Origin of the sequence: Herminiimonas fonticola (assembly GCF_003293745.1) — a bacterium.
GTDB classification, from domain to species: domain Bacteria; phylum Pseudomonadota; class Gammaproteobacteria; order Burkholderiales; family Burkholderiaceae_D; genus Oxalicibacterium; species Oxalicibacterium fonticola.
On sequence record NZ_PTLZ01000001.1, the window covers coordinates 645028 to 658181 of the forward strand.

General features: G+C 51.6%; 15 protein-coding genes. 10 read left to right on the top strand and 5 right to left on the bottom strand.

From position 1 onward, the window contains the following. Nucleotides 1-18 precede the first annotated feature (18 nt). The 4 genes from ctaD to Hfont_RS03280 all read left to right on the top strand — a co-directional run bounded on the left by ctaD (nt 19) and on the right by Hfont_RS03280 (nt 3347). The gene (gene ctaD / locus Hfont_RS03270) at nt 19-1626 is read left to right on the top strand and encodes a cytochrome c oxidase subunit I (RefSeq protein WP_112990782.1); all 1608 of its coding nucleotides are present in this window, start codon (nt 19-21) and stop codon (nt 1624-1626) included. A 39-nt stretch (nt 1627-1665) separates the two neighbouring features. After that, nucleotides 1666-1770, top strand: coding sequence for a cytochrome oxidase small assembly protein (locus Hfont_RS15170; protein ID WP_211338188.1), 105 nt, complete (start codon nt 1666-1668; stop codon nt 1768-1770). A gap of 6 nt (nt 1771-1776) precedes the next feature. Beyond that, on the top strand, nt 1777-2355 hold the full coding sequence (locus Hfont_RS03275; RefSeq protein WP_112990783.1) for a cytochrome c oxidase assembly protein: 579 nt from the start codon (nt 1777-1779) through the stop codon (nt 2353-2355). A 131-nt stretch (nt 2356-2486) separates the two neighbouring features. After that, nucleotides 2487-3347: a cytochrome c oxidase subunit 3 gene (locus Hfont_RS03280; RefSeq protein ID WP_112990784.1), complete on the top strand. Its 861-nt coding sequence runs from the start codon at nt 2487-2489 to the stop codon at nt 3345-3347. A 101-nt stretch (nt 3348-3448) separates the two neighbouring features. On the opposite strand, the gene Hfont_RS03285 is transcribed toward Hfont_RS03280, so the two are convergent. Next, nucleotides 3449-3649, bottom strand: coding sequence for a twin transmembrane helix small protein (locus Hfont_RS03285; RefSeq protein ID WP_112990785.1), 201 nt, complete (start codon nt 3647-3649; stop codon nt 3449-3451). Nucleotides 3650-3707: 58 nt separating this feature from the next. Here Hfont_RS03285 and Hfont_RS03290 point away from each other — a divergent pair, with 58 nt between their 5' ends. The 5 genes from Hfont_RS03290 to Hfont_RS03310 are packed head-to-tail and all read left to right on the top strand — an operon-like array spanning nt 3708 to nt 7643. Then, the gene (locus Hfont_RS03290; RefSeq protein ID WP_112990786.1) at nt 3708-4421 is read left to right on the top strand and encodes an SURF1 family protein; all 714 of its coding nucleotides are present in this window, start codon (nt 3708-3710) and stop codon (nt 4419-4421) included. Further along, the gene (locus Hfont_RS03295) at nt 4408-4992 is read left to right on the top strand and encodes an SCO family protein (protein ID WP_112990787.1); all 585 of its coding nucleotides are present in this window, start codon (nt 4408-4410) and stop codon (nt 4990-4992) included. The genes Hfont_RS03290 and Hfont_RS03295 overlap by 14 nt, the downstream gene beginning before the upstream one ends. A 46-nt stretch (nt 4993-5038) precedes the next feature. Continuing rightward, a complete protein-coding gene (locus Hfont_RS03300; protein WP_112991678.1) occupies nt 5039-6100 on the top strand; it encodes a COX15/CtaA family protein in 1062 nt (353 codons plus the stop codon). 56 nt (nt 6101-6156) lie between these two features. After that, a complete protein-coding gene (gene cyoE, locus Hfont_RS03305; protein WP_112990788.1) occupies nt 6157-7041 on the top strand; it encodes a heme o synthase in 885 nt (294 codons plus the stop codon). 5 nt (nt 7042-7046) lie between these two features. Then, the gene (locus Hfont_RS03310) at nt 7047-7643 is read left to right on the top strand and encodes an SCO family protein (RefSeq protein WP_112990789.1); all 597 of its coding nucleotides are present in this window, start codon (nt 7047-7049) and stop codon (nt 7641-7643) included. A gap of 70 nt (nt 7644-7713) precedes the next feature. Here Hfont_RS03310 and rpoH read toward each other — a convergent pair whose 3' ends face one another. The 4 genes from rpoH to ftsY form a co-directional block, all read right to left on the bottom strand. After that, nucleotides 7714-8610 (bottom strand): RNA polymerase sigma factor RpoH, encoded by an 897-nt coding sequence (gene rpoH / locus Hfont_RS03315; RefSeq protein ID WP_112990790.1) that lies wholly within the window; start codon nt 8608-8610, stop codon nt 7714-7716. Between the two features lie 371 nt (nt 8611-8981). After that, nucleotides 8982-9908: a permease-like cell division protein FtsX gene (ftsX, locus tag Hfont_RS03320; protein WP_112990791.1), complete on the bottom strand. Its 927-nt coding sequence runs from the start codon at nt 9906-9908 to the stop codon at nt 8982-8984. Beyond that, a complete protein-coding gene (locus tag Hfont_RS03325) occupies nt 9905-10588 on the bottom strand; it encodes a cell division ATP-binding protein FtsE (RefSeq protein WP_112990792.1) in 684 nt (227 codons plus the stop codon). Before Hfont_RS03325 ends, ftsX begins: the two co-directional genes overlap by 4 nt. A 10-nt stretch (nt 10589-10598) precedes the next feature. After that, complete coding sequence (gene ftsY, locus Hfont_RS03330; RefSeq protein WP_112990793.1) at nt 10599-11642, bottom strand: signal recognition particle-docking protein FtsY; 1044 nt, start codon at nt 11640-11642, stop codon at nt 10599-10601. A 121-nt stretch (nt 11643-11763) separates the two neighbouring features. Between ftsY and Hfont_RS03335 the strand changes: the two genes are divergently transcribed. Then, nucleotides 11764-13125: a M16 family metallopeptidase gene (locus Hfont_RS03335; RefSeq protein ID WP_162845855.1), complete on the top strand. Its 1362-nt coding sequence runs from the start codon at nt 11764-11766 to the stop codon at nt 13123-13125. Nucleotides 13126-13154: the final 29 nt, after the last annotated feature.

Here is a 13154-nt window from a genome sequence, read left to right on the forward strand (position 1 = left end):
TCGAATCAGGAGATTGAGATGAGCACAACCGCAGTCGATCATTCACACGCCGCAGCCCACGATCATTCGCATGACGATCATCACGGTGCGCCAGAAGGCTGGCGCCGCTGGGTCTATGCGACCAACCATAAAGATATCGGTACGCTGTATCTGTGGTTTTCTTTCACCATGTTGTTGTCCGGCGGTTTCCTGGCGATGTTGATTCGCGCAGAATTGTTTCAGCCTGGTCTGCAATTGATGCAACCTGAGTTCTTCAATCAGCTAACCACGATGCACGGCATCATGATGGTGTTCGGCGCCATCATGCCGGCCTTCGTTGGTTTCGCCAACTGGATGGTGCCGCTGCAAATCGGCGCATCCGACATGGCGTTTGCGCGGATGAACAACTTCTCGTTCTGGTTGTTGCCACCGGCCGCAATTTTGCTGGCGGTCTCGTTCCTGGTTCCTGGTGGAGCAACTGCTGCCGGCTGGACTTTGTACGCACCGCTGTCGACCCAGATGGGCCCAGGCATGGATATGGCGATTTTCGCGCTGCATATCATGGGTGCGTCGTCGATCATGGGTTCGATCAACATCATCGTGACCATCCTGAACATGCGCGCACCTGGCATGACGCTGATGAAGTTGCCTATGTTCTGCTGGACCTGGCTGATTACTGCTTACCTGCTGATCGCTGTGATGCCGGTTCTGGCTGGTGCGATCACGATGACACTGACAGATCGTCATTTCGGCACATCGTTCTTTAATGCTGCCGGCGGCGGTGATCCTGTCATGTATCAACACATCTTCTGGTTCTTCGGACATCCAGAGGTGTACATCATGATTCTGCCGGCGTTCGGTATCGTGTCGCACATCATTCCAACTTTTGCGCGTAAACAATTGTTCGGTTATGCATCGATGGTGTATGCAACTGCTTCGATTGCGATCCTGTCGTTCATGGTGTGGGCGCATCACATGTTCACCACCGGTATGCCGGTGACTGCGCAGTTGTTCTTCATGTATGCAACGATGCTGATTGCAGTACCAACCGGCGTGAAGATTTTCAACTGGATCGCGACCATGTGGCGCGGTTCGATGACCTTTGAAACGCCTATGCTGTTCGCGATCGGCTTTATCTTCGTGTTCACGATTGGTGGTTTCACCGGCCTGATTCTGGCCGTGACACCGATCGACATCCAGTTGCAGGATACCTACTACGTAGTTGCCCACTTCCACTATGTGTTGGTGGCAGGTTCCTTGTTCGCACTGTTCGCCGGTTTCTACTACTGGGGTCCGAAGTGGACAGGTTTCATGTACAACGAAACACGCGGCAAGATCCACTTCTGGGGTTCGCTGATTCTGTTCAACGTTACCTTCTTCCCTATGCACTTCCTGGGATTGGCCGGTATGCCGCGTCGTTATGCAGATTACCCTGCGCAGTTCACTGACTTCAATGTGATTGCATCTATCGGTGGTTTGGGTTTTGGCTTGATGCAGCTGTACTTCCTGTTTGCGGTGGTGATTCCATCGATACGTGGCGGCGTACCAGCTGCTGACAAACCGTGGGAAGGTGCAGAAGGCCTGGAATGGACTGTGCCTAGCCCAGCGCCTTTCCATACCTTTGAAACACCACCGACTGTTAAGTAAATGGAGTGGCGGCCTCATGTTCAATGAGGCTGTCTTCATATGACGGATCAAAAAAAGCGTAATCTGCGTACAGGGCTGCTTCTGGCCGTAGTCGCAATAGCCTTCATGCTCAGCGTGATTGCCAAACGTATTTGGTTTAGTTAGGGCGAGATGGATAATCAGATAGAGCCAACCGGAAAATTAAACGCCCGGATGTTCGGCAAACTTGCCGTGATTGCGGTAATGATGTTTGGCTTTGGTTATCTGCTGGTGCCGCTTTACAAGCAGATTTGTGAACTGACTGGCGTGAATATCCTGACCTCGCAAGAGATGAAGGTAAAGCCTATCGATAATTCGCAAATCGATAAAAGCAGGACGATTACGGTTGAATTTGATGCGAATGCACAAGGACCATTCCGGTTTCGCCCAACGGTAAACAGCATGCAAGTGCATCCGGGTGAAATGACCCAGGTGCTGTATGAAGTGGTCAATACGCAAAAGCGCAGTATAGAAGCGCAGGCAATTCCAAGTTACGCACCACAGGAGGCTGCAGCGCATTTCAAGAAAGTCGAATGTTTCTGTTTTCAGCAGCAGACGCTGGAAGCAAGTCAGGCCAAGCAAATGCCGGTGGTATTTTATCTGGACCCGGCCTTGCCCAAAGATGTAAAGACGATCACCTTGTCCTATACTTTCTTTGAGATAGCCAAGCCAGAAAAGACCGTTGAGTTGAAGTCAGCAGTCGCAGGATAAGAAATACGAAGGCGGAAATACGACGACGATCGTGTCGCCAGGTTTAAATGGAATTGAATTGCGGCGCTTGTGACATGGGTCAAAGCTGCCGTTGCATCGTAACTATTTGAATTTTGTATTGGGAGATGGAGATGAGTGCACCACACGCAAATGCGCCTTATTATTTCGTGCCGGGTCCGTCCAGCTGGCCGGTGGCCGCGGGTATTTCCCTGCTGACGATGATGCTGGGCGCATCGGGCTGGGTCAATGATGCTGCCTGGGGTCCTTATGCAACTTTTGTAGGTCTCCTCGGCTTTCTGGTCGTACTGTACAAATGGTTTGGCGATGCCATCGGCGAATCCGAAGGTGGCATGTACAACCAGCGTGTCGATGCATCGTTCCGCTGGAGCATGAGCTGGTTCATTTTTTCCGAAGTCATGTTCTTTGCTGCGTTCTTCGGTGCCTTGTTCTATGCGCGCAGTATCACGATGCCTTGGCTGGGCGACCTGGATCACAAGATTCTGTGGCCTGATTTTGCCGCGCATTGGGGTAACGTTGGCCCTGCCGGTACCGTTGAATCGTTTGCCACCATGGGCCCGTTCTGGATCCCGACCATCAATACCGCCTTGCTGCTGATGTCGGGCGTGACATTAACTATTTCGCATCATGCGCTGCGTGAAAATCATCGCGGCAAAACGGCTTTTTGGCTGGCAGCGACGATCTTGTTGGGCGCAGTCTTCATGGGCTTTCAGGTGTATGAATACATGCATGCATACAGCGAACTGAATCTGAAGCTGACATCCGGTGTGTATGGTTCAACCTTCTTTTTGCTGACCGGCTTCCATGGTTTCCATGTGACTCTGGGTGCGATCATGTTGAGTGTGGTTTTGTATCGTGTACTGAAAGGTCACTTTACCGCAGACCATCATTTTGCTTTTGAAGGTGCAGCCTGGTATTGGCACTTTGTTGACGTGGTCTGGCTTGGTTTGTACGTTGTTGTTTACTGGCTGTAATCAGTAAACAGCAAGACGTAAAAAAGCCGCACTTCGGTGCGGCTTTTTTACGAGCAAGTCTGATCTTGCGTGAGATACAAAGATCAGTTGAAATCTTGAACTTAGCGTATGCCGGTGGGTTGGATATAACCGAGGCGATACGCAAGCAGAACCAAAAGAAACAGTGTGATCGAGAAGCCGACGCGCATCGCGAGTGCCTTGATCGTGCGGTCACTTTTGCCTTTATCCTTCATCAGGAAAAACAGCGCGGAGCCAAGGCTGCCGAGAATCAGGATAAAAGCGATGGCGACAAAGATTTTCATGGCGATGTGCGTGAGCCGAAATGGGGCAATGGCATGGTTAGAGTGAATTGGTATTGTAATGCGAATCACCTTCCGATTTAGGCTCATTCCATTTGTCGCCGCCGCGGTTGCGGTGGCGATAGGATTGTCGCTGGCTCAATGGCAAACGCGACGTGCAACGGAGAAGATTGAACTGGCAGAGAAACTGCAGGCGCGCCAGTCTGCGCCAGCGATTCGATTGGATGCGACCTTGCCTAATAGCGAGGATCTTGAATTTCGGCGTGTGATTGCCAGAGGCGAGTTTTTGCGCGAGTGGCCTGTCTATCTGGATAATCGTCCGAACAATGGTGTCGCCGGTTTTTATCTGCTGATGCCATTCAAGATTGCCGCGACCAATCAATATGTCTTGGTCGCACGCGGCTGGATTCCTCGCAACGTTGCTGATCGCACCAAATTGCCGGCTATCGTGACGCCGGAGGGTTCGATTGAAATTGAAGGTGTGGCGCGACAGTCCATCGGTCACGTCATGCAATTAGGGGCTGTTGATGCGCCACAGCCTCATGCGATTGTGCAAAATCTGGATATCGCGAGTTTTGCAGCCTCCAGCAAATTAGCGATGCAGCCGATTTTTCTTGAACAGTTATCCGATACTCATGATGGTTTGGTGCGTGACTGGCCCTTGCCATATACCGGTGTGGAAAAACATCGTGGTTATGCCTTCCAGTGGTATGCGCTGGCGGCGATGGCCTTTATTTTTTTTGTTGTGACAGGAATTCGACGTGGAAAAAACTAAACACAAAGGACGCTGGAAATTACTGGCCGTGATTTTGGTCTGTGCATCACCGATTATCCTGTCGTACTTGACGTATTACGTGATCAAGCCGCAAAGCCGTACCAATTACGGCGCATTTATCGATCCGCGTGATTATCCGATTCCTGATCTGGGAACGACTACGCTGGATGGCAAGTCAATTACACTGGAAGCTTACAAGGGCAAGTGGATCATGCTGCAAGTGGATGGTGGGGAATGCCCTGCGATCTGCGAAAAGAAATTGCATGACATTCGTCAGCTACGTCTTGCGCAAGGCAAGGAAATGGAGCGCATCGAGCGCGTCTGGCTGATCACCGACAATAAGCCGATCGATACGATATTGATGCGCGAATTTGACGGTACCCATATGCTACGTGTGAAGGCGGATGCGGTACGTGGATGGTTGCCGGTGGAAGAGGGGACAACAATGTCTGACCATATTTTCATGATCGATCCTCTGGGAAATTTGATGATGCGTTTTCCTAAAGATGCAGACCCGAACAAGATCAAGAAAGATGTAATCAAACTTTTGAAAGCTTCTTCAATTGGTTGATTCCAATACTTTGTTCCAGTTGGCCAGCAAAGGACTGTTCGTCGCAATGCTGGCGTGTGTGATTGTCTGGTCGTCGAAAGATCCGGACAAGTACCGCAAGCTGGTATGGGTGACAGTATTCCTCACCTTCGATGTGATCATGTTCGGCGCCTTTACGCGGTTGACGGATTCCGGCCTTGGTTGCCCTGACTGGCCGGGTTGTTACGGTCATGCCAATCCTTTGCAGGCAATGGAGCATATACGCGCCGCCGAAGCCTTGATGCCCGATGGCCCAGTGACGGTGATGAAAGCATGGGTTGAAATGATTCATCGCTATCTTGCGATGGGAATCGGTGTGCTGATCATTGCGATCATGGTGATTGCATGGCGCTTCTGGTTGCAGAGCGGCCGCAGCAATCAACGCTTCTCGCCACGTTACCCTATGCTGCTGTTTGTTTTTGTCTGCATACAAGGCGCGTTCGGTGCGTGGACCGTCACGATGAAATTGCAACCCATCATCGTCACCATACATTTATTGCTCGGCATGGCTTTGCTCGGGATGTTGACTTGGGTAGGTGCACGTCAAAAAGATCACGCTCCGGTTGCAGCGCAGGCGTCGGCATTGCGAGTTCCTGCATTGATAGGTTTGATGTTGCTGACATTGCAAATTGCATTGGGCGGCTGGGTCAGCACCAATTACGCGGCGCTGGCTTGCAGCGATTTTCCTTTGTGTCACGGAGCAGTGATTCCACAAATGGATTTCGACAATGGCTTTACCTTGTGGCGCACTCTGGGTAAAACGGCGGATGGCGAATATCTGCCGTTTGCTGCGCTGACAGCAATCCACTGGACGCATAGATTTTTTGCTTTCGTGCTGGCCGCTTATCTGGCTTGGCTGGGTTGCAAGGCACTCAAGATTGAAGGCATGCGGCCTGTTGCGCGTGCTTTACTGGGTGCGCTGGCTTTGCAAATCACGATCGGTATTGCCACCGTGTCATTGAAATGGCCGCTCGCACTTGCAGTAGCGCACAACGGTTGTGCAGCGCTGCTTGTGCTACTGCTGGTCATGTTAAACTACAAGACTAGAATCTCGGGCCAGCCCGAGAAAATCGTGAGTCAGATCAAATAGTTTTGCAGATGGATTTGCATATTGATCTGATCACCAGCCGCATCAAAAGATAACGCATGACAACCCTGACTGCTTCTCCCAATCGCATCGCCCAATACTGGGCACTGACCAAGCCGCGTGTGACGCAGCTTGCAGTGTTTTGCGCCGTGATTGGCATGTTCCTGGCAACACCTGAACTTCCAAGCTGGAAGATTGTTGTCGCAGCAACTGCCGGCATCTGGCTCTTGGCTGGCGCCGCTTTCGCGATCAATTGCCTGGTCGAGCGCGAAATTGATTCACGCATGGCGCGCACCGCAAGACGCCCTATGGCGCGTGGCGAAATTACCGTGCCGCAGACGCTGGTTTTTTCCGGCGTGATTGGCGGCGCTGGTATGTGGATACTTTATAACTTCGTCAATCCGCTGACGATGTGGTTGACCTTCGCGACCTTTGTTGGTTATGCCGTGATTTACACCATCATCCTGAAGCCGGCGACGCCGCAAAATATCGTCATCGGTGGTTTGTCTGGCGCGATGCCACCAGCACTCGGTTGGGCTGCAGTCGCAAATGAGTTGCCTATGCAGGCGTGGATACTGGTTTTGATTATCTTTATCTGGACTCCGCCGCATTTCTGGGCGCTGGCCTTGTATCGGCGCGATGAATATGCAAAATCCGGCTTGCCTATGCTGCCGATTACCCACGGTACGGCTTTCACGCAATTCCATATCTGGTTGTACACGATAGCCTTGGTAGCAACGACGATGTTGCCGTTCGCAGTAGGCATGAGCGGTTTGATTTATCTGGTGTCGGCTGCTGTACTTGACGCGATTTTTGTCTGGTATGCGTGGCAGGTTTATCGGCATTACACCGACATGATCGCGCGCAAGATGTTTACGTATTCGATTATTTATTTGTCGCTGCTGTTTGCAGCGCTGTTGGTCGACCACTATTTAAGGTTTTGAAAAAGATGCGCTTACGTTCCTTGCTGCTTGTCTGTACCGTTTTGCTTGCGTTGAGTGCATGTGGTGACAAGGCTGCGCCAGTTGCTTTCAATAATACGGATGTGACCGGGCTGGCTTATGGCAAGGACTTTTCCTTGCATGATCATAACGGCAAGTTACGTACGCTGGCCGACTTCAAGGGTAAAGCCGTTGTCGTGTTTTTCGGCTTCACGCAATGTCCGGATGTGTGTCCTACGACAATGCTGGAAATGGCCAATGTAATGAAAGCCTTGGGGCCGGATGCCGACAAGGTGCAGGTATTGTTTATTACGGTAGATCCTGAGCGCGATACTGCAACTTTGTTATCGCAATACGTGCCGGCATTTGATCCGCGCTTCCTGGGTTTGCGTGGCGACTTGGCAGAGACTGAAAAGACCGCCAAGGAATTCAAAGTCTTTTATCAAAAGGTGCCGGGTAAAACGCCGGGTAGTTACACCGTCGATCACACTGCAGGCAGCTATGTATTCGACCCGCAAGGACGCATCCGCTTGTTCATTCGCCACGGTCAAGGTGTAGAGCCTATCGTGCATGACTTGAAGATTTTGCTGGCGCAACCAGCCTGATGGTTTAAGTAATCTGACATAAAAAAGGCGCTCGATTGAGCGCCTTTTTTGTTCACTGCAACTTGCTTGATTATGCGTAAGCAGCCAGCGAACCTTTCATTTTTTTCAATGCAACGGCTTCGATCTGGCGTATGCGTTCCGCTGATACGCCGAACTCATCAGCCAACTCATGCAAGGTTGCGCCTGAGCCATCGTCATTGGCTAACCAGCGTGCTTCCACGATACGACGTGAACGCGCATCCAGTTTGCCCAGCGCTGTCGACAAGCCTTCAGTTTGAAGTTTGTCATAGTTTTGCGCTTCCAAAACCTTGGTTGGCTCTTGCATATCGGAAGACAAATAAGCGATAGGCGCAAACTTGTCGTCTTCATCGTCAGTTGGCGCTTCCAGAGCAATATCGCGACCGGATAAACGCATTTCCATTTCGATGACTTCTTCGCGTTTGACGTTTAGCGTTTTTGCCAAAGCATCTACTTGATCTGGCGTCATCGAATCGAGGCTGGTTTTATGACTGCGCAGATTAAAGAACAACTTGCGTTGTGCCTTCGTCGTCGCAACTTTCACCAGGCGCCAGTTTTTCAGGATGTACTCATGCATTTCTGCCTTGATCCAATGCATCGAATACGACACAAGACGCACGCCTTGATCAGGATCAAAACGTTTCACGGCTTTCATCAAGCCGATATTGCCTTCCTGGATCAAATCCGCATGTGGCAAGCCATAACCGAGGTAGCCGCGTGCAATCGATACGACCAGGCGCAGATGCGAAAGCACCAGCTTTTGCGCAGCGCCCAAATCGTTATCGTCGCGCAGGCGACGTGCCAGCGACATTTCTTCTTCGTGCGTCAGCATAGGCAGGCGATTGACCGCCGAGATGTAAGCGTCAATATTGCCCAGCGCGCCAGAAAACCCCAGTGCCATGATGTTGCTGGCTGGAATCATTGCGGTTGATGCAGATGCTGCTTTCATGCTTTCTCCTTGCTCACTTGTATTCAGAATCGACTCGCCTTGCTCCTGCGAAATCGTTTAGAACGGCTATATTAGCACTCTCTAAGAATGAGTGCTAATGAGCGTTTTATACTAGGCCGATAGCTAAAATGCTATTGCATTTTTGATCACGATAAATCCTAGCTTGCGAAAATTAGAGCGGAATTTCGCCATGAAGTTGCGTCGGAATGGCAATTTTTTGCAGGATTTTTGAAAGTGATTTTCTTGCAAACGGAAAGCACATTTTTTTCGAAAGCATTGAATTGGCGTGCTTTTGCAGCGAGTGCGTGCTTACATTAATGTTTTGATATCTTTGAAACAACGCTCATCTTCATTAGCGTTGTTTACTGCGTTCAAGCCAGTCGCGCTAAATGGCGCTGTACTGATAACAAGGCACCCAGCAAGCCGAGAAAGGCGCTGGCCGCCAACATGATCAAGGTCGCGCTGGCATCCAATGGCGCAAGTCGGAATTCGGAAGCGTATAGCCGCGCAAAGTCCGCGATCGCAGCGTTGAGCGGGTTCAGGGCAATCGCAACTGCGATCAAGGCGATAGCGCCGGCGATCAAGCCGAGCAAGGCGCCCGTGTAATAAAAAGGCCGGCAGATAAAAGAATCGGTGGCACCAACCAGGCGCGAGACTTCGATTTCCTCGCGTTGCGTCATGACTTGCAAACGTATCGTGTTGAACACTACAGCAACCACCACCACACCCAAAGTTGCAGCGAGGAATAGCAAGACCAGCCGCATGACTTGCAGTAGCGCTGCCAGACGCTCGACCCAGGCTGAATCGATTTGCACAGATTCAACGCCGCTCAAAGCCTGAAGTTTTTCAGTGATTTTCTTGATCTTTTTTGCGTCGTCATCGTTCTGGAAGCCTGTCATTTTGACGACGTAGGCATCCGGTAATGGATTGGCGCCTAGCGTACTGATGGCATCTTCCAGCCCGGTTTTATCTTTCAGCGTGCTGAGTGCTTTTTCGCGCGGGATGAATTCCAGCTTGACCGGATGCTTGGCTTCCTGTGCGATACGTTTGATTTCCGGCGCGAGCGCGGTAGCGCGGTCACGTGATGCATCCATCTGCATGAAGACACTGATTTCCGGTTCTACCGCTAACTGTTCGGATACAGGTCTGACGTTTTCAATCAGTGTCAGACCGGCAAATGGCAATGCCAGTGCGATCGATACGACCAATACATTCAGTAAAAAATTGCCCGGTGTCTTGAACAAATGGCGGAATGCATCGCCTAGTGCGAAGCGATGTTGTCTGAACCAGCTATTCATGCCATCACCTGCGGAGTGGTTCTGCGCCAGCTTTCGATGATCTTGCCATGATCGAGATAAATCACGCGGGTTGCCGTATCGAGAAATTGTTCGTCATGGGTGGAAATCAGGCAGGTCACGCCGACCGCATGGAAAGCTTTCAATGCGTCGAGTACCTTGTTGGCACTTTCTCTATCCAGATTGGCAGTCGGTTCATCCGCCAGAATGATTTGCGGGCGGTTAACGATGGCACGGGCAATCGACACACGCTGTTGTTCGCCACCGGATAATGTTTGCGGTGCAGAGCTGGCCTTGTCGAGCAAGCCAACCTTGTCCAGCGCAGCACGCGCGCGTCGCTCAGCATCCGAGCGCGAAGCGCCGCACACGATCAGTGGCAACATCACATTCGCCAAAACATTGCGATCCGACAGCAAGCGTTGTTGCTGGAAAATCAAACCGAGATTGCGACGCAGATAAGGCAGGCCAGAATTTTTGATGCGACCGATATCGTGACCGCTGACGATGACGGTACCTTCCGTCGGTCTTTCCATCGCAGCTATCATTTTCAATAGCGTGGATTTACCGGCGCCCGAAGGGCCGGCCAGAAAAACCAGCTCGCCCTTGTTGACCGACAATGTGATGTCGGACAGCGCAGTGACGTTTTGCGTATATTTTTTTGAAACCTGGCGAAATTCAATCATCGATGTCGCGTTATCCCAAGAGTGCTTCTACAAATTCCTGCGCATTGAATGGCTGCAGATCTTCTATCTGTTCGCCGACGCCGATAAAGTAAACCGGGATCGGTCGTGCGCGTGCAATCGCTGCCAACACACCACCTTTTGCAGTGCCATCCAGCTTGGTGACGACCAAACCTGTCAGACCCAGTGCATCATCAAAGACTTTGACCTGCGTCAGTGCGTTTTGCCCGGTGTTGCCGTCGATGACCAGCAAAATTTCATGCGGAGCAGACGCCATGCCTTTGGCGGTGACGCGTTTGATTTTCTTTAATTCTTCCATCAAATGCAATTGCGTAGGCAGTCGTCCAGCCGTGTCGACCATCACAACATTGGTGCCGCGCGCCTGTGCAGAATGCACCGCATCGAATGCGACGGCGGCCGGATCACCGGATTCCTGCGCGATCACGGTTACGTTATTGCGTTGGCCCCAGACTGTTAATTGTTCGCGTGCCGCAGCGCGGAAGGTATCGCCGGCCGCTAGCAAAACGGATTGGCCGTGCGTCTGCAAATGTTTGGCGAGTTTGCCGATAGTGGTGGTTTTGCCCGCGCCATTGACGCCGGTGATCATGATGACCAGCGGCTGATGCTGCTCAAGTACCAGCGGCTTTTGCAGCGGCGTCAGCATGTCGAGCAACAGGCTGCGCAATGCGGATTTGACTTGCGCGGCCTCGGTCAGTTTTTCGTTCTTGACCTTGCGCTTGAGTTCGTCGAGCAGAAATTGCGTGGCATCGACACCTGCATCCGACATCAATAAGGCTGATTCCAGTTCTTCATACAATTCATCGCCGATTTTTGCGCCGACGAAGAGTGTCGTCAAATTAGATGATGTTTTGGAAAGTCCGACTTTCAGTCGTGCTACCCACGATTGTTTTTGCTCTATCGGCGTAACGGCGGCAACGATTTCAGCTGGTGTTGCAACTGCGACAGGTGCTTCTTGTCCGAGAGTTGGAGCTGGCGTTACAGGCGCGTTCGCTTGCGGTGCAGGTTCTTGCGGTTTTTTCTTGAAGAAACTAAACATCGGGAATGGTGTCAGAACAGCGGTCACAGGCGCTTGCCGGTGTATTGCAGGCAAGCGGATACAATCGACGTATTCTATCAGAGCGAAGGCTATCAAATTGCGTATTAGAACAATGAGAGTAATGCTGTTGGCAGGATCGATTATTTTGGCATCGTCATTTGCCCAGGCCGCACAAACTGAAGAATTTACGTTGAAAAACGGGATGAAGATCATCGTCAACGAAGATCATAGAGCGCCTACCGTGGCGCACATGATCTGGTATCGGGTCGGTGCGGTCGACGAGCGCAACGGCACGACAGGCGTGGCGCATGCGCTGGAACACATGATGTTCAAAGGCACCAAGAAGCTGAAAGTAGGTGAGTTCAGCCAGCGTGTCGCACAACTGGGCGGACGTGAAAACGCATTTACCAGCAAGGATTACACCGCTTATTTCCAGCAAATCGAAAAATCCAAGCTCGAAGCCGTGATGGCGCTGGAAGCCGATCGCATGGTCAATTTGCAATTCGACAAGAATGAATTCGCAAAAGAAATCCGCGTCGTGATGGAAGAGCGCCGCCTGCGCACCGACGACCAGCCGATCGCGATGGTGCAGGAAGCGTTGACGGCAACTGCCTACGCCGCACATCCATATCGTAATCCTGTCATAGGCTGGATGGACGATTTGCAGAACATGACTGTCGCTGACGTGAAAGCCTGGCATGACGCCTGGTATGTGCCGAATAACGCGACGATGGTTGTATCCGGTGACGTCGATGCCAAACAGGTTTTTGCGTTGGCCGAAAAATACTTTGGCCGTAATGTTGGCCGAGCCTTCACACGCACGCGACCACAAAACGAGCCGCCGCAACTCGGCATCAAACGCGTAACCGTTAAGGCCCCGGCAGAAAATCCCTATGTCGTATTGGCATTCAAGGTGCCAGCCTTGCATGACGTAAAAAAAGATGACGATGCATTCGCGCTTGATGTGTTGGCAGCCGTTTTGGATGGCTATGACAATGCGCGTTTAACGGCCAAGCTGGTGCGCACAGATCGCGTCGCGAATGAAGTTGGCGCTTCGTATTCTGGCGTCGCGCGTGGACCTGTGATGTTCTTGCTGGATGGTTCGCCGGCTGCGGGCAATACAACTGAGCAACTAGAAAAGCAATTGCGGGCTGAAGTGACGCGTATTGCGACCGACGGTGTATCTGAAGCCGAATTGAAGCGTGTCAAAACGCAATTGATTGCAGGTCAGGTCTACAAGCGCGATTCAGTATTCGGTCAAGCGATGGAAATCGGCGCGATGGAAATGTCCGGTCTGTCGTACAAGGATATCGATCTGATCATTGAACGCTTGCGGGCGGTGACGCCGCAACAGGTGCAGTCGGTGGCGCAAAAGTATTTCGGCGATGATGCGTTGACGGTCGCGACCTTGGTGCCTTTGCCTATGACCGATAAAAGACCTGCAGGATCTGCAGACTCAGCAGCAAACGGCCCCTTGCATTGATAACGCCTATCTTGTTCTACGCTGCGTTC